This window comes from Aliiroseovarius crassostreae, from assembly GCF_025137635.1.
Lineage (GTDB): Bacteria > Pseudomonadota > Alphaproteobacteria > Rhodobacterales > Rhodobacteraceae > Aliiroseovarius > Aliiroseovarius crassostreae.
Genome location: NZ_CP080772.1, coordinates 1,708,647 through 1,730,267, shown reverse-complemented (window position 1 = coordinate 1,730,267; position 21,621 = coordinate 1,708,647). Strand labels below are relative to the sequence as shown.

The following is a 21,621-nucleotide window of genomic DNA, read 5'->3' as shown; positions in this document are numbered from 1 at the left end:
TGCCTGCCGCTTTACACCGACAATACGCACAGAGCAGTGGTGTGTGAATGCGGAAATCGGGGAAATTACACGGGCATCGCGCGGAAATGACATCACCGCTGTGGTCATCGGAAGACCGAAGTCAGGAGGATCTGTGCTGATTGTCGCTGAAAAGGGAGAAGTGGCAGCCCGTAGGGGAATCGAACCCCTCTTTCCAGGTTGAAAACCTGGCGTCCTAACCGATAGACGAACGGGCCACTCTGTCGTGTGAGGCGGGTTTTAGGGGAAGCGGACTGGGCGCGCAAGGGGGAAAATCGGCTTTTTGTAAAAAACTTGAAAACTGTTTAGGATCAGGCAGTTGAGGCGTCATCAAGGCGCAGCTGCGGGCTTGATCTGCCCTGCCAGTGATTCACCTCCAGCTTGCCGGCCAGATGAAAGCGGCGACCGGCATGGTTTTCCAGAAGAGGGCCGAGTGGCCCATCAAAAGCCCCAAAAGAAATGGCATCAATCCGCGTGCCCATCCCGTCGCCGAAGCTGAGTTTCAGATGGTTTTGCCCAACCCGTTTTGCGAACAGGATTTGCACATCCGGAAAGGCAAAGCGCGGGGCAGGGGCAGAGGCCCCAAACGGTCCGGCCTGCTCCAGTTCTTCGATCAGGTCCACGGTAACGGCTGAGGGCATCAGCACTCCGTCAAGGCGCAGGTCCGCGGCCCCCTGCAATCCGGCCCCCTGTTTTGCCAGAAGGTCGCTCAGGCGGTTCATGGCCGGTTCCAGCTGGTCACGCGACAGGCTCAGCCCTGCGGCCATCTTGTGCCCGCCACCTTTCTGGATGACACCGTCCGAGGCCAGTCGCTGAATGGATGCCCCAAGATCGACCCCCGCAATTGAGCGCCCCGATCCTTTGCCGTCATCGCCATCAAACCCGATCACCACGGCTGGGCGGTTGGTGGCCTCTTTCAGGCGGGAGGCCACGATGCCAACCACACCGGGATGCCAGCCCTCACCTGCGGCCCAGACCAGAGGGGCGTCCAGTCCGCGGGCTTCGGCCTGTTCCAGCGCAAGCGCCTGCACATTGGCTTCGATTTCGCGCCGCTCTGCATTCAGGTCATTCAGCCGTGCCGCAATGGCCTGCGCCTCGTGCATATCGGTGGTCGACAGCAGGCGCGCGCCGAGATCGGCCCGGCCAACACGCCCCCCGGCATTCACCCGTGGCCCCATCATATAGCCAAGGTGATAGGCGCGGGGCGCTTCGTTCATGCCGGATACATCCGCCAGCGCCACCATGCCGGGGCGGGCGCGGCGGGCCATGATCTTCAGGCCCTGACGCACCAATGCCCGGTTCGCCTCAATCAGTGGTGCCACATCCGCAACCGTTCCAAGGGCCACAAGGTCGAGCATGGAAATCAGGTCAGGTCCGGTGCGCCCTGCTTCGCGCAACATCCGGCCCAGCTCGACCAGCATCAGAAACACCACTCCCGCCGCGCAGAGATAGCCCGGCGCGTCCAGTTCATCCTGACGGTTCGGGTTCACCACCGCCACGGCAGGCGGCAGGGTTTCGCCACCCAGGTGGTGATCGACCACCACCACATCCGCACCTTTGGCTCTGGCCGCCGCAATCGGCTCATGGCTCAGTGTGCCGCAGTCAACGCAGATGATCAGGCTATGATCCGCTGCCAGCAGCTCCATCGCGGGGACATTGGGGCCATAGCCTTCGTCGATCCGGTCAGGGATATAAAGCGTGACATCGCGCCCCATCTGGCGAAACCAGTCGATAAGCAGCGCGGCCGAGGTTGCCCCATCCACGTCGTAATCGGCAAATATGGCGACTTTTTCCCGCTGATCAAAGGCCTGCAAGGTGCGGGATGCGGCGATCTCCATATCCTTCAAACCACGCGGATCAGGCAGCAGCGCCTTGAGTGTGGGATCGAGGAATTCCGCAGCCCCCTCGGCACCTATGCCGCGCTGCGCAAGGATTTTGCACAGGGGCAGGGGCAATTGGGTCAGTTGGTGCAGGTGTTCGCCCTGGCGTTCTGCTTCGATCCCCGGTCCGACCCAGCGTCGGCCCGTGGCAGAGCTGTCTACCCCGAGAAAGCTCATTCCCGGTGCTGTCATGCCAGCACCTCGGCCACAGATTTAACAGTGACAAATTCACCTGAAATATGGTCGATTGCGCTTTGATGGATCTGTTCAGGATCCACCGGGCCGCCTTCGCGCCAGGCCGTATTGGCCCCTTCTGCAAAGGCCGCGGTCGCGTCATGCACCAGCGTCACGTTGAAGCCGAGATTGGCCGCCATACGGCAGGTGGTGGATACGCAATGCGGTGTGGTGATCCCCGCGACAACCAGATCTGTAGTGCCGAAGGTGCGCAGGCGCTCTTCCAGATTGGTGCCGATAAAGGCGGAATTGGCGGATTTCTGAATGACCGCCTCGCCCTTGGGGGCAATCGCCGGGTGGAGCTCGACGCCGGGTTTTCCGGGGAAAAGCGTGCTGTCGGGATTGGTTGACAGGTGCTGTATCAGAAAAACGGGCCAGCCCTGTGCGCGCCAATGCGCCAGAAGCTGACCCGCTTTTTGTTCCGCATCTGGATTGTTGCGCGCGCCCCAATAGGGATCGTCAAACCCCTGCTGAATATCCACCAGGATCAGCGCACACACCATCCGGTTCAGCCTGCCTTGATCGGATTGCGATAGATCATGCGACGGACCGAGCCGGTTTTCGACCGCATCAGCAGGGTTTCAGTGGTCAGGAAGCCGGGTTCACGCTTGATGCCCGACACGATTGACCCATCGGTCACACCGGTGGCCGCAAAGATCACGTCAGCGGTGACCATCTCGTCGCGGGTGTAGATTCGATCAAGATCGGTGATGCCTGCCTTTGCGGCGCGGCCACGTTCGTCATCATTGCGGAAGGTCAGCTGACCCCACATCTGCCCGCCCATACATTTCAGCGCAGAGGCTGCCAGCACCCCTTCGGGAGCGCCGCCACGACCCATATACATGTCGATACCGGTGATGTCTGCCTCGGCACAATGGATCACGCCGGCCACATCGCCATCGGTGATCAGGCGGATTGCGGCGCCGGTCGAACGGATGCCCTCGATCATCTCTTCGTGGCGCGGACGTTCCAAGACACAGACGGTGATGTCCGAGGTAGCGCAACCTTTGGCTGCGGCCAAGGCCTTTACGCGCTCAGCCGGGCTCATTTCAAGGCTGACAACATCGGTTGGATACCCCGGCCCAATCGCCAGTTTCTCCATGTATACATCCGGCGCGTGCAAAAGCGTGCCGCGCGGAGCCATGGCAATCACAGTCAGTGCATTGGGCATGTCTTTCGCGGTCAGGGTGGTGCCTTCCAGCGGGTCCAGCGCGATGTCCACGGCAGGGCCTTCGCCGGTGCCGACCTCCTCACCGATGTAAAGCATCGGGGCTTCGTCGCGCTCGCCTTCGCCAATCACAACTGTGCCGGCAATTTCCAGCAGGTTCAGCTGATCCCGCATCGCATTCACGGCGGCCTGGTCGGCCGCCTTCTCGTCACCGCGCCCCACCAGCGTGGCGGATGCCATCGCGGCAGCTTCGGAAACACGGGCGAGACCCAGCGACAACATACGGTCAGCGAAAACGACTTTATCAGCCATGAGAGCAATCCTCGAATAATCCAGTTGGCACGGGTTTAGTGATGGGGCGCTATCGGGGCAAGGGGAATGGCCCCTTTTCGCGCCATCAATCCCGGAATAAGCCGCCTGCACCCCGTTTTCCTTGTTTCAAATATCCCGGGGTGAGGGCAAAGCCCGAGGGGCAGCGCCCCTCGCAGGGGGGGCAAAGACAAAAGGCGCCCCGGTCAGGGCGCCTTTTTCTGAGATCATCAGGTGATTCACTCCCGGCCATCACACCTTTTCGATGCGGATCGCAACCGGCTCTCCATCCACCACGCCGGTTTTGGCAAGACCCGACAGGGCCGTGTCCAGCGCGTCACGGGTGCATTTATGTGTCACGATCAACACCGGGGCGCGCTCTTTTTCATGGCTGATCTGCCGCATCCGGTCGATTGAAACGGCCGCATCGCCGAGCACAGCCGCCACCTTGGCCAAAGCGCCGGGTTTGTCGAGCAGCGTCAGCCGGATGTAATACGGGGCAGGCTTGGCGGCCTTGGCGCCATTCACAGGGCGCAGGGTGCGGGCGGGCTGGCCAAATGTGGGCAGGGAAAATCCGCGCGCAATATCCATGACATCGCCCATCACCGCGCTGGCGGTCGGGCCTTCACCGGCGCCGGGGCCACGCAGTACGACCTGCTCAATCGCGTCCCCTTCGATCACCACCATATTGGTGCCACCTTCCAGTTGCCCCAGAGGAGAGGCTTCGGGCACGAGGCAGGGGGACATGCGCTGCTCCAGTCCCCGACCAGTCATCTGCGCAACCCCGAGAAGCTTGATGCGGAAACCCATTTCCGCTGCGTGTTCAATATCTTCCAGTTGGATACGCTGGATGCCTTCCAGTTCAACCGCATCAAAGTTGACCTGGGTGCCAAAAGCAATCGACGACAGGATCGCCAGTTTGTGACCGGCGTCAATGCCGCCCACGTCAAGGTTCGGATCCGCTTCCAGATACCCCAGCTCGGCACATTCCTCAAACAGGGCATTATATCCGCGCCCGGTGGCCTGCATCTGGGTCAGGATATAGTTGCAGGTGCCGTTCATCACCCCCATGACGCGGATGATGTCATTCCCGGCAAGCCCTTCGGTCAGGGCTTTGATCACGGGAATACCCCCTGCGACCGCCGCCTCATAGCGCAGTCGAACACCAGCTTCTTCCGCTGCCAGGGCGAGCTCCTGTCCGTGATGGGCCAAAAGCGCTTTGTTGGCCGTCACAATGTCCTTACCCGCTGCAATTGCGGCCTCGACCGAAGCTTTGGCGGGGCCATCATGGCCCCCCATCAATTCGATAAAAACGTCCACATCGTCCCGTTTTGCGAGATCAACGGCGTCGTCTTCCCAGGCATAACCCGACAGGTCGATCCCGCGATCCTTGTCTTTGGACCGGGCGGAAACAGCGGTAATTACCACGGGGCGACCGGCCCGCGCTTCCAAAAGCTGTGCCTGACGACGGATAATTTTCACCACACCAATGCCAACAGTGCCAAGCCCTGCAATGCCTAGACGAAGCGGCGCGCCGGAGGCGGATTTGTCACTCATGTTGTTCTCCATCAGATGCGGTGATGTTTTGCGTCCCGCGAGGTCTAGCGAATGGCGGTCAAGGACGCAATGCGATCGTTGGAGGAATGCGGTCAGACTGGAAAGAATTCCTCAACAGGACGCCAGCAGACGGTATGCGCCCGCGTCAGTGCCGACGCAAGGCGCCCATCATGCGCGCCCGTGTGGCCTGATCCACAATTGGCCCCCGCAGCCGGGCCGCACGGGCCCGCAGCGCACTGGCCCGGCTGGCCAGGGGGGCGGCAAAGTCGGTGGCGGTGCGAACATCCGTGCGCTGGGCCAGCAGCAGGTCAAGAGATTGGATGCGCGGATAATCTGCGCGCTGTGCCGCTGGTGACATGGGGATGTCGATCCCTGAGGGAGCGGAGCAACCGATCAGGGCCGCCACAATCAGGATCACAGCTGGAAATTGGAAAAAGGAAGGCATCTGACTCGCAAACTGAAGGTGGCGAAAGGGCGTGGGGCAAACCATAGCTCTGCCCTGATCAGGGGGCAAGTGGAAGGGTTCAGGCAGGTGTGGGGGAGGTGGCAGGTTGGGCTTTTATTTGAACGACTGTTCAGTTACCATGTTCCCATGGCACGTAAAACCGGATCCCACAGTGATATCACAGGCCCCAGGGTGCGAGAGGCAGCGCTTCGCCTCTTTGCGCGCCACGGATACGCCGCTGTCTCCATGCGCCAGATTGCGCGTGAGGTCGGGGTGCAGGCCGGGGCGCTATACCTCTATACCAAGGATAAGCAAAGCCTGTTGTTTGACCTGATGCGCGCCCATATGGACGAATTGCTGGCCGCTTGGGAAGAGGTGCCAAAGGGGACCACTCCGCTTGAGCAGTTGGAAGTTTTCTCGCGTTTTCACATCCATTTCCACCTGGAACGTCCCGATGCGGTGTTCATCGCTTATATGGAGCTGCGCAATCTGAGCGAGGAAAATTTCGCCACGCTCGAAGCGTTGCGGCGTCAGTATGAACGCGGGTTGGAGCGTATTCTGGATGCGGGGCGTGAGGCTGGCGTGATCAATGTGCCTGACACGCGGCTTGCCACCATGGCGGTGATCGCGATGCTGACAGGGGTCAATACCTGGTATCGTGAGGGTGGACGCCTGAGCCAGGAAGCCGTGGCCGATATCTATTGGGATATGGTGCGCGGCGCGGTTGGGGCCTGACTACCCGCTGGACTCGGTTCGCAATTCGGCGGATAAAGAACCATGTCTCTGCCACCCGGTTTCCTTGATGAATTGCGCACGCGCCTGACCCTCTCGGATGTGGTCGGTCGCAAGGTCATGTGGGATAAGCGAAAATCGCAACCCGGCAAGGGCGACATGTGGGCGCCATGCCCGTTCCACCACGAAAAAACCGCGTCTTTTCATGTGGATGACCGAAAAGGCTTTTACTACTGCTTTGGCTGTCATGCCAAGGGGGACGCGATTTCCTTCGTGAAGGACACGGAGAATGTCGGCTTCATGGAAGCGGTGGAAATCCTGGCCGGAGAGGCCGGGTTGCAGATGCCCGCCCGTGATCCGCGCGCGCAGGAAAAGGCCGACCGCCGCACCCAGCTGGCCGAGGTGATGGAGATGGCAGTGGCCCATTTCCGCCTGATGCTGAAGACAGCCGCCGGGGCGGCTGCGCGTGATTATCTGGCCGGGCGGGGACTTGATGACGCCGCGCAGGAGCGTTGGGGGATCGGCTTTGCCCCGGATCTGTGGCAAGGGCTGTGGGATCACCTGAAGGGCAAGGGGGTTGCGGATGACCTGATCCTTGGCGCCGGGCTGGCCAAACCCAGCCAGAAGGGCGGCAATCCCTATGACACATTTCGGGGCCGGATCATGTTCCCGATCCGCGACGCGCGCGGGCGCTGCATTGCCTTTGGTGGGCGCGCAATGGACCCGAATGACAATGCGAAATATCTGAACAGCCCGGAAACCGAGCTTTTTGACAAGGGGCGCAACCTTTACAATGTCGGCCCTGCGCGGGCAGCGTCAGGCAAAGGCCAGCCGCTGATCGTGGCCGAAGGCTATATGGATGTGATTGCCCTGTCCGAGGCCGGGTTTGCCTCAACGGTCGCCCCGCTGGGCACTGCGATCACGGAACAGCAGCTGCATCTGATGTGGCGGATCCACCCGGAACCGGTGATTGCGCTGGACGGAGATACGGCCGGGCTGCGTGCTGCGATGCGGGTGATTGATCTGGCGCTGCCGCTTCTGGAGGCGGGCAAGGGGCTGCGTTTTGCCATCATGCCAGAGGGGCAGGACCCCGATGACCTGATCAAGGCACAGGGGCCGCAGGCCATGCAGGCGGCGCTGAATGTGGCCGTGCCCATGGTCGATCTTCTGTGGCGACGAGAGACCGAAGGCCGGGTTTTCGACAGCCCGGAACGCAAGGCCGCTCTGGACAAGGATCTGCGCGAGGTGATCTCCCGCATTTCCGACCCTTCGATCCGCGCACATTATGCGCAGGCCATCAAGGATAGGCGGTGGGATCTGTTTCGGGCCCGTCCGAAATCCGGGAAAACCGATTGGAACAACAAAGGCGACTGGAAGGCCCGTCGCGGTTCGGGAAAGGCCCAGAACCCGGTTTTGCCCACGACAAAAAGCTCTTTGCTGGCCGGGGGAAGCAAAGAGGCGGAGCTTTTGTTGAGCGAGGCGGTTGTTCTTGCGGTTTTGGTGCTGCGTCCAGACCTGCTGGAAGGTGTGGAAAGCCGGCTTGAGCGCATTGAGATGCGGGATCGGGAACATGCAGAGATCCAGCGTATCCTTCTGAGCCATGCCTTGGACGGCGAGCAGATCCTTCGGGATGAAATATGCAACCGTCTTGGGGCGGCCTGCCTTGAAAAACTGTTTGCGCTCAACCATGTAAAAATATCGGCAGGCGTTCGTCAGCCGGAAGATACGGAAATTGCCGAAGCAACGGTCATGTCCGCTCTGCGACGTCTTGAGGCGCTGCCGAGTGTTCAAAGCGAGGTGGGGGATGCTGCGCGGGATCTGGATGGGGTTGCGGATGAGGGGGTGACCTGGCGTCTTGCGCAGGCCGCTGAGGCGCGCAACCGGGCGACCGTCAACCAGACGGAAGACAAGACAACGTTTGAACGGGCGGCAAATGGTTTGCTGATCAGCCGTGAGGAGAAGGATGTATTTGACCGGATGCTCGCCGGGCTGTCCCTGACCAAGGGGAAAGACGGCGGCAGCTAGGGAAAATCGGGAAGCCCTTTGGAGGTTTCCGCGTGAATCACACGCAAAAACACATTACATGGGTTGGCGAATCAACGATTCGAATGTTTTGATTCGACAACCCGAATCAATCGCCTCCGATTCGCCCCTTGCCGGATGGGACCCGGCAGAGGCCAACAGATCGGACCGCAGTGCAAGGAGTGCCCATGGCCGCCAAAGACACCGCATCGGACCGCAAGGACGATCAGGACGCCGAACCGATCGGCGATATGAGCCAAGCCGCCGTCAAGAAGATGATCGCGGAAGCTCGGGAAAAAGGCTACATCACCTACGATCAGCTCAACCAGGTTCTGCCGCCCGATCAGGTCAGCTCGGAACAGATCGAGGACGTGATGTCGATGCTGTCCGAGATGGGCATCAACATCATCGAAGATGAAGAGGCGGAAGAAGAAGAGAAAAACGCCGGCGAACTGGTCGTGAAAAACGCGGGCGGCGAGGTGGCAGTGGCCACCGCCGAGACCGAAAAGCTCGACCGCACCGACGATCCTGTGCGCATGTATCTGCGTGAAATGGGCTCGGTTGAGCTGTTGTCGCGTGAAGGCGAGATCGCGATTGCCAAGCGGATCGAAGCAGGGCGCAACACGATGATCGCGGGGCTTTGCGAAAGCCCGCTGACCTTCCAGGCGATCACGATCTGGCGCGACGAACTTCTGTCCGAAGACATTCTTCTGCGCGATGTGATCGACCTTGATGCCACCTTTGGCAACCAGCTGGATGATGACGAGGAAGAGGAAACCGTGCTGGGGGGCACGGGGTCTGAAGCGCCGAAGACTGAAAAAAAGGAAAAAGAACAAGAGCTTGACGCGGATGGCAATCCGCTGAACAACGATGACGATGATGACGAGGACGAAGCCGCCAACATGTCGCTTGCCGCGATGGAGGCCGCTCTCAAACCTCGCGTTCTGGAAACGCTTGAGCTGATCGCCCGTGATTACGCGGAGCTGAGTGAAATGCAGGACCTGCGCATGAGCGCAACCCTGAACGAAGATGACAGTTTCACCGATAAGGAAGAGAGCGCCTATCAGAAGCTGCGCTCGGAAATTGTTCTGCTGGTGAATGAGCTGCACCTGCACAACAACCGGATCGAGGCGCTGATCGACCAGCTTTACGGCATCAACCGCCGGATCATGTCGATCGACTCCTCCATGGTGAAGCTGGCCGATCAGGCGCGGATCAACCGCCGCGAATTCATCGATGCCTATCGCGGCCGTGAACTCGACCCGACCTGGTTTGACGACATGACCCAGAAATCCGGGCGTGGCTGGCAGATGTTCATCGAGAAATCCGCCGACAAGGTGGAAAAACTGCGCGGTGACATGGCGCAGGTCGGCCAATATGTCGGCGTCGACATCCCGGAATTCCGCCGCATCGTGCAGCAGGTTCAGAAGGGTGAAAAAGAGGCCCGTCAGGCCAAGAAGGAAATGGTTGAAGCCAACCTTCGCCTGGTGATCTCGATCGCGAAAAAATACACCAACCGCGGGCTGCAATTCCTTGATCTTATTCAGGAAGGTAATATTGGCCTGATGAAGGCGGTGGACAAGTTCGAATATCGTCGCGGCTACAAATTCTCGACCTATGCGACCTGGTGGATCCGTCAGGCGATCACGCGCTCGATCGCGGATCAGGCCCGCACCATCCGTATCCCGGTGCATATGATCGAGACGATCAACAAGCTGGTGCGCACCGGTCGCCAGATGCTGCACGAAATTGGCCGCGAGCCGACCCCGGAAGAACTGGCCGAAAAGCTGCAGATGCCGCTTGAGAAGGTCCGCAAGGTGATGAAGATCGCCAAGGAGCCGATCTCTCTTGAGACGCCAATCGGCGATGAGGAAGACAGCCAGCTGGGGGATTTCATCGAGGACAAGAATGCCGTGCTGCCCTTGGACAGCGCCATTCAGGAGAACCTCAAGGAAACCACAACCCGCGTTCTGGCCTCGCTCACTCCGCGCGAAGAACGTGTGCTGCGGATGCGGTTTGGTATCGGCATGAACACCGACCATACACTCGAAGAGGTGGGTCAACAGTTCAGCGTGACCCGTGAACGGATCCGTCAGATCGAGGCAAAGGCGCTCAGAAAACTGAAGCACCCCAGCCGCTCGCGCAAACTGCGCAGCTTCCTGGACCAGTGATCAAAGCGCCCCCGCAAGGGGGCGTTTTTACTTGAACGAGAGAATGATTGTTAAAACGAGAGCACCCCAGGTGAACGCAATGCACCAAGGTAGGGTGTGGTCTAGTTTTTTTCTGGTTATGCCCGGTTTTCCCGCCAGTGCCTGATAAGAGGAGCGTGCGCAGAATTCTTTTTGAAACGCCTTTGCTTCGGCACTGTTCCCCTGAAAAAGTTTCATGTTTGAATATGCAGAGTAGACCTCGATCCCAGCTTCTGCATCTATCAGTAGGGATTGCCAATAGTACACAAACTTGCCTCTGCTGGAGATGACCGGAAGCAGGATGAGTGCAAAAGCAATGGCGAGCAGCAGTAAGCCAAAAAAAGGCACATATGACACAATGGAAGTGCTGCCTTCGATTTGTGTAATGACGAATGTCGCAACGGTAACAAGTGCAATTTCTATTGACAGAAAAATACTGCGATAGGTCTGCAATAGACTTTCTTGGATAGAGGCATGTGCAATAATGTCACTTATTTCAATCTTTGGTAATATGTTGGGTGGGTTTTGGGACATTTCGGAATCCTGATGAAGTCAATGCTAATGAAATAATGTCAGGCTGAGATGAAACGCTCAAGCTGGATGGGAGGTATGGACCACACCATATGTTCCGGTACATAGATTACTTTGACCTATGTTTGCCTTGAACTGAATAGTTGGGGTGCAGAGTCCGTCTTGGCTGTAATTGGAAAAGCCTGACCTCACCCCCTCAAATGCTCCTCAAAAAACGCCACCGTGCGCGACCAGGCAAGTTCGGCTGCGGCCTCGTCATAGCGAGGAGTGCTGTCGTTATGGAACCCGTGGTTCACGCCCGGGTAGATATGCGCCGTGTAGGTTTTGCCATGTTCCGTCAGCGCCGCCTCGTAATCGGGCCAGCCTGCGTTGATCCGTTCGTCCAGTTCGGCGTAATGCAAAAGCAGCGGGGCCTGAATTTTCGGCACGTCCCCTGCCTTGGCCTGCCGGCCATAAAACGGCACCGAGGCCGCCAGTTCCGGATAGGCCACCGCCAGTGCATTGCAGACCCCACCCCCATAACAGAACCCAACGCAACCAACCTTGCCGGTGCTGTCGGGCCGGGTCATGAGATGTTCGGCTGCGGCGAAGAAATCATTCATCAACAGGGTGCCATCCACGCTGCGTTGCAACTCGCGCCCATCAGTGTCATTGCCGGGATAGCCGCCAACCGAGCTTAGCCCATCAGGCGCCAGCGCCATGAAACCCGCCTTGGCCACGCGGCGGGCCACGTCCTCGATATAGGGGTTTAGCCCGCGATTTTCATGCACCACCAGAACGGCCGGCAACGGGGCCTCTGTCCCTGCGGGGCGCACCAGATATCCGCGCACCTCGCCATGCCCCTGCGGGGAGGGATAGGTGATATACTCGGCTGAAATATCCGGGTCATTGAACGACACCTGTTCTGCCAGCGCATAATTCGGGCTGAGTTGATCCAGAAGCATGGCCGCCGTCACACTGCCAACGGCGAACTTCGCCGCTCGGTCAAGAAACTCCCGTTTGGTGATGATCCCGTGGGCATAGAAATCATACAGTTCCAGAAGGTCCTGATCGAAGTCCTTGGCGGTCATCCGGGGCATGGGGGTGCTCCTTTTTTTCAGCTGTGACAAAGGGAGTATATCACAGGCTGGGCTGGAACGCGGTGCCAATCTTGTGATGACAACTGGTTGGGCCTTTCTGTAGTGTCGAGCCCAAGATGCCCCCGGCGGATGGCGGTGACGCCCAACCTTACCGCCGCAAATTAAGGATCCCCCAATGTCCCTCTTATCCAAACTCTTCGGGGCACGTTCCGCGGCCAATGATGCCGGGCCAGATCCGCAGATCTATGACGGTTTCACGATTTTTCCTGAACCGATCAAAGAGCCTGGCGGTTTTCGCATTGCGGCCCGGATTGAAAAAGAGATCGGGGGCGAATTGAAATCCCACATGATGATCCGGGCGGATGTGATCGGGTCGAAGGAGGCCGCCACAGCGGAAAGTCTGCGTAAGGCGAAGATTTTCATCGACCAGATGGGGGACCGGCTGTTCCGGTCGGTCTGATGCGGATGCGGTTCACAGTTTCGACCCAAGGGCAGGGGCTTTATGAGTTCACCCGCGACGTGACGCGATTTGTCACGGAGGAATGTGGCGGGCAGGGCGTGCGGGACGGAGTGCTCACCCTTTTTGTGCGCCATACCTCTTGTTCTCTGCTCATTCAGGAGAACGCCGACCCCGAGGTGCAGACGGATCTGCGCAATTTTTTCCACCGGCTGGTGCCGCCGACCACCGATCCGTCCATGTCTTACCTGACCCACACCTATGAGGGCCCCGATGATATGCCTGCGCATATCAAGGCGGCGATGCTGCCGGTCAGTCTGAATATCCCGGTCCTGGATGGTCGGCTATCGCTTGGGACCTGGCAGGGCATCTACCTGTTCGAACATCGGGATGCCCCGCATCACCGGCAGGTGGTCGGGATGTTGATCCCGGCAGGATGAGGGGGATGCTTTGTGCGTTTTTCCCACTGGACAGGGGCAATTCTTCATCTAGCGCAGGCAATTACCCCCTACACAAACCCTAGTGTGCCCCATATAGTGACTGTGGATAACTGGGTTGCCACCCACGCTATGAGGCGGTTTTCCCGGCTCTTTGCAGTCACAAACAGGAAAGGGACGCCTCCATGCGCTGCCCGTTTTGCGGTAATATCGACACTCAAGTGAAAGACAGCCGCCCGGCTGAAGATCACGTGGCCATCCGTCGTCGGCGGTTTTGCCCGGCCTGCGGCGGACGCTTCACCACCTATGAACGGGTGCAACTGCGCGATCTCGTGGTGATCAAGTCCAACGGGCGACGCGAAGATTTCGACCGTGAGAAGCTGGAACGCTCCATCCGTATCTCAATGCAGAAACGCCCGGTGGAACCTGAACGGATCGACCAGATGATTTCCGGCATCGTGCGGCGTCTGGAAAGTATGGGAGAGACGGATATCCCCTCCAAGACAATCGGCGAGATCGTTATGGAAAGCCTCGCGCGGATCGACACCGTAGCCTATGTGCGCTTTGCCTCGGTCTATAAAAACTTCCAGGCGGCGGATGATTTTGACAAATTTGTCAGTGAGTTGCGCCCGAACTATCCCGCCGAAGAAGAGTGAACGACCTCAGATATATGAAACTCGCGCTGGCCCTCGGTCGGCGCGGCATGGGGTTGTGTGCCCCAAACCCGGCCGTGGGCTGTGTGCTGGTGCAACCAGATCAAAATGGCGGGCGGATCATTGGCCGTGGCTGGACCCAGAAGGGCGGTCGCCCCCATGCCGAAGTGGTCGCCCTGACCCAGGCCGGAAATGCCAAAGGGGCAACCGCCTATGTCACCCTTGAACCCTGCGCCCATCATGGCAAAACCCCGCCCTGTGCGCAGGCCCTGATCGAGGCCGGCGTGGCGCGGGTTGTGGTGGCGCTTGGTGATCCGGATCCGCGTGTTGACGGAGGTGGATTTGCCATGCTGCGCGCGGCTGGGATTGAGGTGGAGACCGGGCTTTGTGCTGATGAGGCGCGCCGTGACCTTGCCGGGTTCCTGCTCAAAGTGACCAAGACTCGCCCCTGGGTGACGCTCAAGCTGGCAAACAGCTTTGATGGCCGGATTGCAACTGCCTCAGGCGAAAGCCAATGGATCACCGGTCCCGATGCCCGCCGCTATGTGCATGCTCTGCGCGCCCGTCACGATGCCGTCATGGTAGGGGGCGGCACGGCGCGTGATGACGATCCCGGCCTGACCATCCGCGGCCTCGGCGTCGCGCATCAGCCCACCCGCATTGTTCTATCGCGCCATCTGAGCCTGCCGAAGGACAGTCAGTTGTCGCGCACCGCGAGGGAGGTCCCCGTGATCCTCTGCCACGGTGCAAAATCCCCGCCCGAGCGCATCAAGTTCTGGCAAGACTGTGGGGCAACCTGTCTCGCTGTCGAAGAAGCTGAGGGCGCTCTGGATCCGCGTTCGGTGCTCCATTCACTGGCGGGGCAGGGGCTCACGCGGGTGTTTTGTGAAGGTGGGGGCGCACTGGCAGCATCGCTCCTGCGCGCGGATCTGGTGGATGAACTCATTGGAATGACCGCAGGCGTCGCCCTGGGCGCCGAAGGCCGCCCCGCACTGGCGGGAATGGGCATCACGCACCTGGCTGACGCCCCAAGGTTCACACTCATTGAAACCCGCGCCCTTGGCGGGGATGTGCTCCACCGCTGGTCGCGCGCCCGCGCAAAAGCTCCCTGAGAGGTTTCCACCTTCCGCCGCCGCGTTTTCCGGTCTCAGGGTGCAGCTGAAACGCCCTCATTTTCTGGTCTCAAATATCCCGGGGTGAGGGCGCAGCTCGAGGGGCAGAGCCCCTGAGCGTCATCGCCACAGATACGCGTAGCTTGCAAACACGCCCTGCAGTTTTGCCAAAAGACGGTTGGCCCGCCCTCTGGCAGGCATATCCCCGCTGGCAAGACGCTCCACAACCACCTCCACCGGACAGGCCGACCCGGTGATCGGGTCAAAATAGCGCGGGTAATCAATCAGCGCGGCATGGGCCAGACCGAAAAGTTCCGGGCGGGCCTGACGGCGGGCGGGCACGTCTCCAAGATCCCGGGTCAGTCCCCAGCCTGCATAAAATGGTGCCCCAAGGCAGGTGACGGGCACGCCCCGCAATAGGGCCTCGAACCCCAGGGTCGAGGTCATGGTCCAGACCGCATCCACCTGATCCAGAAGCGCCATCGGGCTGGCCTCTTGCGCCACGAAATCCGAAAGCCGCGCCATCTCTGCCTCCGGGATGATCCCGTCGCGCAACCCCGCCTCCACATCCGGGTGGGGTTTGTAGAGGATGACAGCCTGCGGGTTTTCGCGTCGCACATGTTCCAGCAGCGCAAGATTGGTGCAGACCGCACCTGTGCCCAGACGGATCGAGGCATCATCTTCGACCTGGCCGGGGACAAGAATGCGCGGCCCGGGCGGCAGGGCGCTCAGGTCAGGGGCCGGGCGGCTGAGATTATATTTGTCGATCTGTGCGTGGCGTAAGGCACTCAGCAGCTGCTCAACCCGGGTGCGCGCGTGTTCCGGCAGGGATGCCCTTGCCGCAATCATCCGCTCCAGCCGGCTTTCACGGGTGGGGTCATAGTAGATACCCAGATCGTCGCGCACGAGAGACAGCGGCGGGACCAGCTCCGCGCCAAGGCCGCAAGAGCGCAGAAAGCCATCTTCAATACGCAAAAGAGGAGAGTCGCCGTTGTGTTCCGGCTCTTCCTTGCCAGCCCAGACCATCAGTGGACGCTGGACCAGCGCGGCCCCTTCCGCCGCGCGCGCCGCACGGTTGTCAAAGATCATCGAGGGGGCCGTGCCCTGTGCCGAGAAGAACCGCGACAGGGGCGCGCGTTTCCACAACCGCATCCCGGAGGCGACATAGCCGCGATGATCTTCTCGCCAGGCCCGCGTGCGGGCTTCCAGATTGTCGATAACGGTTTCGATCTGACAAAGCTGGTCACGAAACGGATCATACCAGGTGGGGTAAAGGATCATTGCCCCGGCAAAGATCTGTGCGCGGGTGAGGGGGCGGCTTCGACGGTTCGGTGGCCGCTCATCCTGGGTAAGCCCCCATCCGGCGTAAAAGGGCTGGCCGAACACGCGCGGCTTGTGTCCGGCCAGAATAGCTTCGAATCCCATGCCGGAACTGACTGTGTAAACGGCGGTGGCGCCGGAAAGCAGCTCCCATGGGCTGACGGGATCGGTGATCAGGCGGACCTGATCGTTTTCATCTTCTTGCCCATAATGCCCTTGCCGGTGACCGCGTTGCGTTTCCGGGTGGGTCTTGATCAGGATGCGTTCATGGGGATGGGCCAGACGGGCCTCGACCAGCATGTCGCGAAATGTGCCTTCAGATGCGCCTGCATGGGCAATCGACGCATCGCCCATCGTCTGGTCGATCACCAGCACATAAGGTGCATCAGGTGCGGGGGTGGCCGGGTCGAATGCGTTGTATTTCGACAGATGGGCGCCTTGCAGGCGGGCCATCGCATCGCGGGCCCGGTTCAGAAGATGGGTGTCATCCAGCGGGTGTTCGGACAGGATCTGCTCCAGTCGGGACGGGGCTGAACTGTCAAAATGCACCCCCATATCGTCGAGCAGGAGCCCCATCGGGGGCTCGCCTTCGCGTCCGGGCAGGACAGAGCGGAGAAAGGCATCCTCGACCCGCAGAACCGGGCTGTTTTTCCAGTCCGAGATCCGTTCGCCCCGGCCGGAGGTGGGGCTTTTGCCCCAGGTGCCAACCCAGTCCCCTTCGCCCGGCAGGCCAACGTCCACCCGCCAGCCTGCCAGCGACAGGATCCGGCGGATGCGTGACTGGGTGAGAAAGCCGCCATTGTAAACGCAAAGCCGCCGGGAAAGAGGATCCCCGGCGGCGTTTTGATCTGTCTGTGGTCGGGCCACGGCAGCGGCCTTATTGCAGCGAGTTGCCAAGCGAGGTGATCGACCCGGCGCTGGACAGCGTGCCTGTGATGGTCGACAGCAGTTTGGTCCACTGCACATAGGGTGCTTCGGTAACATAAAGCGTGTCGCCATCGCGGATCACGAAATCACGCGCCATGAACATGCCATTGGGTTCGGTCAGGTTTAGGACATAGACCAGTCGCTGCGGCCCGATCAGGTCATCGCGGCCCAGCACCTGGTTGGCGATATCAGCGGGTTCGTTGCGGAAGACAAACACGCCGGTCGGATCGGCCACGGCACTTTGCAGGCCACCGACCTGTGCGAGGGCTTCGATGGCAGACAGGGTCTTGGTTTCAAACTTCACGCGGGCCTGACCGCCGGTCGCCCCCAGTGCGGTATAGGCGCGGGTGTCCGCCTCAACCAGGATACGGTCCCCGCCGCGCAGGGCGATATCCAGCTGAGGATTGTCGAACAGGTCCTGGAACCAGATTTCGCCGGTCTGGGTGCCACGGCTGACTTTGACCTTGGCAATCTCGGGCGGCACGGCCACGCCGCCAGCCTTGGCCAGCATGGCAGACAGGGTGCGGGTCGGGCGTTCGATCGGATAGACACCCTGGCCGGATACGGCCCCTGTCATGGTGACGGTGGAGCCGTCACCCGCCAGACGACGCACGACAACCTGCGGATCGGGGGTCTGGCTTGCCAGTTTCTCGGTCACGATCCGGCGAATGGTTTCGGGGCTGTTGCCCGACGCCTTGATGCGGCCCGCGTAGGGAATGAAGATATAGCCCGCGCCATCCACCTGGATTTCATCCAGCGTGGCAGGGGCGCCCGCGGTGGTCAGGATCCCGTCCTCGACGTTTTCCCAAATCGCGATCCCCAGCACGTCACCGGCGCTGATCGTATCGGAGCCGACAATTGAGGCGTTTTGGAATTTCTCATCAAACCCAAGCGCGGGCACAACCGCCGTCGCACGGGTCACGCGGTCATTGACCGCGACGATAAAGGCGTCGCCCTGCCGTTCCACGCTGCCTGCGTAAATCTCGGATTTATTAGGGCCAACACGGGGCAGACCGCAGGCGGCAACAGTGCCTGCCAACACCAAAAGCGCCGCACGGCGCGCAATTACTTTGCCCATTTTCGTCACTGCTCGGGCTCCTTTGTTGGAGGATGGCCTCGGTTTTCGTTGTTATTAAGAGGTAGATTATGCAGGAAATGCAGAAAAATCCAGCACTTCCTTGCTGTGGTCAATGGACGATATGCAACTGTTGCCGCGGCGCCGCTGTGCCCGTGGAGAGCGCATCGTAAGGGTCGCGCGGGGCAAGCATCATGTCCACCACCAGCCGCAAAAGCTGTCGCCTGCCGCGTGCGGAATAAAACCCGCCGGGCACCTGGCTGGTTTCCAGAAGATACTGGCGATAATCGCGATAGGCGCTTCGATCCGGCCGGGTTGGCTGTTCTAGAAACTCCGGCAGGCCCTGGGTTGAGACAAATTCGGGCTTGGCATAGACCGCCGCCCCAAAGACCTTGATCGGCAGGCCGCGCCACAGGGCCTGCTGGGCGGCAGTTGAATTGACGGTGATCACCGAGCGGGTGTGGTTGAGCAGTTGGGCGAGTTTGCCGCCGCGCACGTAATGCACCCGATCCTCGAGATTGTGTTTTTGGGACAGGCGTTTGATTTCACGTCGAATGGGCGCGCGGCCATCTTCCAGCGGGTGGGCCTTGAAGACGAGGTGATGGTGTGGCGCAGCCCCTTTGGCAAACCCGTCCATCACCAGCTCCAGAAATGCGGTCATGTTTTCAAACGGGCTATGCATCTGAAAACTGGAATCATGTTCCAGTTGCAGCAGCACGAGATGATAGGGAAACCCCCCATATTTCACCCGGATCGTGGCCAGCCTGCGTTCGATGGACTGGGCAGGCATCAACAGGAGGCGACGCAGGTAAAGGCGAAATTCCTGTGTGACCGAATGGGCGCGGTGGGGTTTGAAATTCGCATAGCGGCGATTTCGAAACATCACGAACCAATGGTAAAGCGCGCCGTAAAAGATATGGTGCCGCATATCCCCCCAGACCGAGGGCGCTTCGGGCTGGTCAAGATCCACCCCTTCGAGGGCCTGCTGCATCTGTGGGATCGACATCTCCATCAGGCGGGAATTGCCGTTGGATCCGCCCCTTTCATAGGTCACCCAATAGGGGCGCAGATACCCTTCCTCGAACACATGCACGGTGATCCCCTGGGCCTTGGCGATCCGCACGGCTTCGGCATGGATCGGGCGGGTGTCGCCGTAAAGCACGATGTCGGTGATGGATTTTTCATCCAGCAAGGCCGTGAAATAGCTGGCCCAGTTTTCCTGTGGTTCGGTGAAGGCGATATAGCTGTCGTGATCGCGCCAGAAAGCCTGGTCCCCGCAATTGAACCCGACCCGCCAGACCGTGGCCCCCGCCCGGCGCAGCATCTGACCCAGACGCCAGAAGAAAGGCCCGTGCGGGCCTTGCAGGAACAGGAAATTGTGGTTGTCACCGGTGATCACATCGAAACTCATTTCTTCGGGTATTTCAGCCCATTGGCCAGACTATAAGGTCAGCGCATCGCTGCGCAAACCCGCAAATAGCCTAAGGGCCCTGTGCGGCCAAAATATGTCTCATCTGGTTCATTTTTGGTGAAGAGGAGGGGGCGGCGCTGCGCCTTGCTGGGTATTTTTGCAAGACGGAGTGAGCAGGGATTGGCAAATCCCATGCCGCGCGCTAGGTGTTTGGCTGAGTTGAAACGGGCCATCTTGAAAGGGAGAGGCGGATGTTTACCGGGATTATCACCGATGTGGGGCGCATTGTAACGCTGGAGCAGAAAGGCGACCTGCGCGCGCGGATCGAGACTGCCTATGACACGGCGACGATTGATCTTGGCGCCTCGATCGCATCGGACGGGGTCTGCCTGACCGTGGTGGCGATGGGCGACAACTGGTATGACGTGGATATCTCGGCGGAAACCGTTTCGAAAACCAATCTGGGCGACTGGCAGGTCGGGCGTCAGGTTAACCTTGAACGTGCGCTGAAGGTCGGGGATGAGCTGGGCGGCCATATCGTATCGGGCCATGTGGATGGTGTGGCGGACATCATTTCGATGAAGACCGAAGGGGACAGCACCCGTGTGCGGTTCCGTGCCCCGTCTGATCTGGCCAAATTCATCGCTCCCAAAGGGTCGGTGGCGCTGAATGGCACCTCGCTTACCGTGAATGAGGTCGAAGGGGACGTGTTTGGCGTGAACCTGATTTCACACACGAAAGAGGTGACCAATTGGGGGAATGCCAGGGTCGGTGACCGGATCAACCTCGAGATCGACACGCTGGCACGTTACGTGGCGCGGCTGGCGGAATACGGGGGCTGAGCCCAATCCGCCCTGCCGTCTGAGCAGTGTGGACACTCTGCTGGCCACACCGGGTGGATTTCACTGGTTGGCCTCATTGGGGCAACACCCCTGTTGCTAAATTCACAAATTCGCATATGACTTAACGGGTGAACCATCCAAGGGAGCCCGTGATGAGCCTGATCAAACCCACTCGCCCCAATTTCAACAGACGCGACCTGTTGCGCATGGCCGCGCTGGCCCCTGCCTTTGCCATGCCTGCCACGGCAAGGGCAATGCTTGGCGCACCTGCGGAAGGCAATCCTGCCCATTTCAGCTTCACGCTCGGGCAGGCAAGGATCACCATTGTGTCGGATGGGTTTTTCACCCTCCCATTCGGGGGGCAGGCGATGAATGCACCGCAGGAGGAGCGGCGTGCTTTTCTGGCTGAACATCTGATTGATCCTGACGTGGGGTATTCTCACACCAATCACATGTATATCGAACTGGGGGAGGCTAAAGTTCTGGTTGATGTGGGATCCGGCAACCGCTGGTTTGACACGACAGGGCGACTGATGGGCAACCTCGAAGCTGCCGGGATCGACCCGTTTGCGATCACCCATGTGGCGATCACCCATGCCCACCCGGATCACATCTGGGGCATTCGCGATGATTTCGACGAACCGATCCTTCCCGACGCCGAATACGTGATCGGAGAGGCCGAGCGGGCCCATTGGTTGCAGGATGGGCTGGTGAACCGCGTGGCCCCGGAGGACCAGCAATTCGTGCTGGGGGCGGTCAACTCAATCAATGCCGAAGGTCTGGAATGGACGCTTGCGCGCCATGATCAGGAGATCGCGCCGGGCATCCGCATGATCGACAGTCCCGGCCACACGCCGGGCCATATGTCGGTGATGGTGGAAAGCGAGGGGCAGCAACTTCTGGCGCTGGGCGATTGCATGACCCATGCGGTGCTGAATTTCGCCCATCCTGAATGGTTCAGTGGCCGTGATGCGGATGGGGCGCAAACGGGCGCCACCCGTAAGCGGCTTCTGGATATGGCCGCAACCGACCGGATTGCGGTTCTGGGCTATCACTTCCCGTTCCCCGGTGTGGGCCATGTGGCGCGCGATGGCGACGCCTATCGCTTTGTGCCGGCCCTGTGGCAATTCTGATTTCGTAGAACAGGCCGGGCGGTGTCCGATGCGGGGCCGCCCGATTGAAAGTCCCAGACGATCCTCCGTCAGATGCCATGATCCCCGCAG

19 protein-coding genes and 1 tRNA gene are annotated in these 21,621 nt (G+C 60.1%); 9 read left to right on the top strand and 11 right to left on the bottom strand.

Features of this window, described 5'->3' with window-relative positions; all coding sequences use genetic code 11:
• Positions 1-161 precede the first annotated feature (161 nt).
• The 6 genes from K3J57_RS08220 to K3J57_RS08195 all read right to left on the bottom strand — a co-directional run bounded on the left by K3J57_RS08220 (position 162) and on the right by K3J57_RS08195 (position 5,584).
• Positions 162-236 (bottom strand) — tRNA-Glu (locus K3J57_RS08220).
• 93 nt (positions 237-329) lie between these two features.
• Positions 330-2,075, bottom strand: a complete 1,746-nt coding sequence (gene recJ / locus K3J57_RS08215) for a single-stranded-DNA-specific exonuclease RecJ (protein WP_259797751.1) — start codon at positions 2,073-2,075, stop codon at positions 330-332.
• Positions 2,076-2,086: 11 nt separating this feature from the next.
• Positions 2,087-2,635: a cysteine hydrolase family protein gene (locus K3J57_RS08210; protein ID WP_259795372.1), complete on the bottom strand. Its 549-nt coding sequence runs from the start codon at positions 2,633-2,635 to the stop codon at positions 2,087-2,089.
• Between the two features lie 5 nt (positions 2,636-2,640).
• Complete coding sequence (gene glpX / locus K3J57_RS08205) at positions 2,641-3,612, bottom strand: class II fructose-bisphosphatase (protein WP_173486453.1); 972 nt, start codon at positions 3,610-3,612, stop codon at positions 2,641-2,643.
• A 249-nt stretch (positions 3,613-3,861) separates the two neighbouring features.
• Entirely contained in the window at positions 3,862-5,166 is a 1,305-nt protein-coding gene (locus tag K3J57_RS08200; protein ID WP_259795371.1) for a homoserine dehydrogenase, read from the bottom strand.
• Positions 5,167-5,311: 145 nt separating this feature from the next.
• Positions 5,312-5,584, bottom strand: coding sequence for a hypothetical protein (locus tag K3J57_RS08195; RefSeq protein ID WP_259795370.1), 273 nt, complete (start codon positions 5,582-5,584; stop codon positions 5,312-5,314).
• Between the two features lie 174 nt (positions 5,585-5,758).
• On the opposite strand from K3J57_RS08195, the gene K3J57_RS08190 reads away from it, so the two are divergent.
• The 3 genes from K3J57_RS08190 to rpoD all read left to right on the top strand — a co-directional run bounded on the left by K3J57_RS08190 (position 5,759) and on the right by rpoD (position 10,536).
• Positions 5,759-6,346: a TetR/AcrR family transcriptional regulator gene (locus K3J57_RS08190; protein WP_055191671.1), complete on the top strand. Its 588-nt coding sequence runs from the start codon at positions 5,759-5,761 to the stop codon at positions 6,344-6,346.
• 42 nt (positions 6,347-6,388) lie between these two features.
• Positions 6,389-8,368, top strand: coding sequence for a DNA primase (dnaG, locus tag K3J57_RS08185; protein ID WP_259795369.1), 1,980 nt, complete (start codon positions 6,389-6,391; stop codon positions 8,366-8,368).
• Positions 8,369-8,553: 185 nt separating this feature from the next.
• Positions 8,554-10,536 (top strand): RNA polymerase sigma factor RpoD, encoded by a 1,983-nt coding sequence (rpoD, locus tag K3J57_RS08180; RefSeq protein ID WP_259783480.1) that lies wholly within the window; start codon positions 8,554-8,556, stop codon positions 10,534-10,536.
• A gap of 27 nt (positions 10,537-10,563) precedes the next feature.
• On the opposite strand, the gene K3J57_RS08175 is transcribed toward rpoD, so the two are convergent.
• On the bottom strand, positions 10,564-11,088 hold the full coding sequence (locus K3J57_RS08175) for a hypothetical protein (protein WP_259783478.1): 525 nt from the start codon (positions 11,086-11,088) through the stop codon (positions 10,564-10,566).
• Positions 11,089-11,273: 185 nt separating this feature from the next.
• Positions 11,274-12,164, bottom strand: coding sequence for a YghX family hydrolase (gene yghX / locus K3J57_RS08170; RefSeq protein WP_259790619.1), 891 nt, complete (start codon positions 12,162-12,164; stop codon positions 11,274-11,276).
• 175 nt (positions 12,165-12,339) lie between these two features.
• On the opposite strand from yghX, the gene K3J57_RS08165 reads away from it, so the two are divergent.
• From K3J57_RS08165 to ribD, 4 genes are all read left to right on the top strand, one after another.
• On the top strand, positions 12,340-12,624 hold the full coding sequence (locus K3J57_RS08165) for an HlyU family transcriptional regulator (protein ID WP_259775365.1): 285 nt from the start codon (positions 12,340-12,342) through the stop codon (positions 12,622-12,624).
• On the top strand, positions 12,624-13,061 hold the full coding sequence (locus tag K3J57_RS08160; protein WP_259790617.1) for a secondary thiamine-phosphate synthase enzyme YjbQ: 438 nt from the start codon (positions 12,624-12,626) through the stop codon (positions 13,059-13,061). Before K3J57_RS08165 ends, K3J57_RS08160 begins: the two co-directional genes overlap by 1 nt.
• Before the next feature lie 182 nt (positions 13,062-13,243).
• On the top strand, positions 13,244-13,714 hold the full coding sequence (nrdR, locus tag K3J57_RS08155) for a transcriptional regulator NrdR (protein ID WP_173486443.1): 471 nt from the start codon (positions 13,244-13,246) through the stop codon (positions 13,712-13,714).
• A 14-nt stretch (positions 13,715-13,728) separates the two neighbouring features.
• The gene (gene ribD, locus K3J57_RS08150; RefSeq protein WP_259797749.1) at positions 13,729-14,823 is read left to right on the top strand and encodes a bifunctional diaminohydroxyphosphoribosylaminopyrimidine deaminase/5-amino-6-(5-phosphoribosylamino)uracil reductase RibD; all 1,095 of its coding nucleotides are present in this window, start codon (positions 13,729-13,731) and stop codon (positions 14,821-14,823) included.
• Positions 14,824-14,943: 120 nt separating this feature from the next.
• On the opposite strand, the gene K3J57_RS08145 is transcribed toward ribD, so the two are convergent.
• The 3 genes from K3J57_RS08145 to K3J57_RS08135 form a co-directional block, all read right to left on the bottom strand.
• Positions 14,944-17,010: a capsule polysaccharide biogenesis protein gene (locus K3J57_RS08145; RefSeq protein ID WP_259795368.1), complete on the bottom strand. Its 2,067-nt coding sequence runs from the start codon at positions 17,008-17,010 to the stop codon at positions 14,944-14,946.
• A 10-nt stretch (positions 17,011-17,020) separates the two neighbouring features.
• Positions 17,021-18,148: a polysaccharide biosynthesis/export family protein gene (locus K3J57_RS08140; protein ID WP_259787041.1), complete on the bottom strand. Its 1,128-nt coding sequence runs from the start codon at positions 18,146-18,148 to the stop codon at positions 17,021-17,023.
• A gap of 109 nt (positions 18,149-18,257) precedes the next feature.
• On the bottom strand, positions 18,258-19,556 hold the full coding sequence (locus K3J57_RS08135; protein ID WP_259775363.1) for a capsule polysaccharide biogenesis protein: 1,299 nt from the start codon (positions 19,554-19,556) through the stop codon (positions 18,258-18,260).
• 251 nt (positions 19,557-19,807) lie between these two features.
• On the opposite strand from K3J57_RS08135, the gene K3J57_RS08130 reads away from it, so the two are divergent.
• On the top strand, positions 19,808-20,398 hold the full coding sequence (locus tag K3J57_RS08130) for a riboflavin synthase (protein ID WP_259790613.1): 591 nt from the start codon (positions 19,808-19,810) through the stop codon (positions 20,396-20,398).
• 152 nt (positions 20,399-20,550) lie between these two features.
• A complete protein-coding gene (locus K3J57_RS08125) occupies positions 20,551-21,531 on the top strand; it encodes an MBL fold metallo-hydrolase (RefSeq protein WP_259790611.1) in 981 nt (326 codons plus the stop codon).
• The last annotated feature ends 90 nt before the right edge of the window (positions 21,532-21,621 follow it).

Excerpts from the sequence above, each read along its gene's own strand:
- K3J57_RS08140 (WP_259787041.1), bottom strand. The coding sequence starts at position 18,148 with ATGGGCAAAGTAATTGCGCGCCGTGCGGCGCTTTTGGTGTTGGCAGGC.
- ribD (WP_259797749.1), top strand. The coding sequence starts at position 13,729 with ATGAAACTCGCGCTGGCCCTCGGTCGGCGCGGCATGGGGTTGTGTGCC.
- K3J57_RS08200 (WP_259795371.1), bottom strand. The coding sequence starts at position 5,166 with ATGAGTGACAAATCCGCCTCCGGCGCGCCGCTTCGTCTAGGCATTGCA.
- K3J57_RS08210 (WP_259795372.1), bottom strand. The coding sequence starts at position 2,635 with ATGGTGTGTGCGCTGATCCTGGTGGATATTCAGCAGGGGTTTGACGAT.
- K3J57_RS08165 (WP_259775365.1), top strand. The coding sequence starts at position 12,340 with ATGTCCCTCTTATCCAAACTCTTCGGGGCACGTTCCGCGGCCAATGAT.
- K3J57_RS08175 (WP_259783478.1), bottom strand. The coding sequence starts at position 11,088 with ATGTCCCAAAACCCACCCAACATATTACCAAAGATTGAAATAAGTGAC.
- rpoD (WP_259783480.1), top strand. The coding sequence starts at position 8,554 with ATGGCCGCCAAAGACACCGCATCGGACCGCAAGGACGATCAGGACGCC.
- K3J57_RS08125 (WP_259790611.1), top strand. The coding sequence starts at position 20,551 with ATGAGCCTGATCAAACCCACTCGCCCCAATTTCAACAGACGCGACCTG.
- dnaG (WP_259795369.1), top strand. The coding sequence starts at position 6,389 with ATGTCTCTGCCACCCGGTTTCCTTGATGAATTGCGCACGCGCCTGACC.
- nrdR (WP_173486443.1), top strand. The coding sequence starts at position 13,244 with ATGCGCTGCCCGTTTTGCGGTAATATCGACACTCAAGTGAAAGACAGC.
- K3J57_RS08130 (WP_259790613.1), top strand. The coding sequence starts at position 19,808 with ATGTTTACCGGGATTATCACCGATGTGGGGCGCATTGTAACGCTGGAG.
- K3J57_RS08190 (WP_055191671.1), top strand. The coding sequence starts at position 5,759 with ATGGCACGTAAAACCGGATCCCACAGTGATATCACAGGCCCCAGGGTG.
- yghX (WP_259790619.1), bottom strand. The coding sequence starts at position 12,164 with ATGCCCCGGATGACCGCCAAGGACTTCGATCAGGACCTTCTGGAACTG.
- glpX (WP_173486453.1), bottom strand. The coding sequence starts at position 3,612 with ATGGCTGATAAAGTCGTTTTCGCTGACCGTATGTTGTCGCTGGGTCTC.
- K3J57_RS08160 (WP_259790617.1), top strand. The coding sequence starts at position 12,624 with ATGCGGATGCGGTTCACAGTTTCGACCCAAGGGCAGGGGCTTTATGAG.
- K3J57_RS08135 (WP_259775363.1), bottom strand. The coding sequence starts at position 19,556 with ATGAGTTTCGATGTGATCACCGGTGACAACCACAATTTCCTGTTCCTG.
- recJ (WP_259797751.1), bottom strand. The coding sequence starts at position 2,075 with ATGAGCTTTCTCGGGGTAGACAGCTCTGCCACGGGCCGACGCTGGGTC.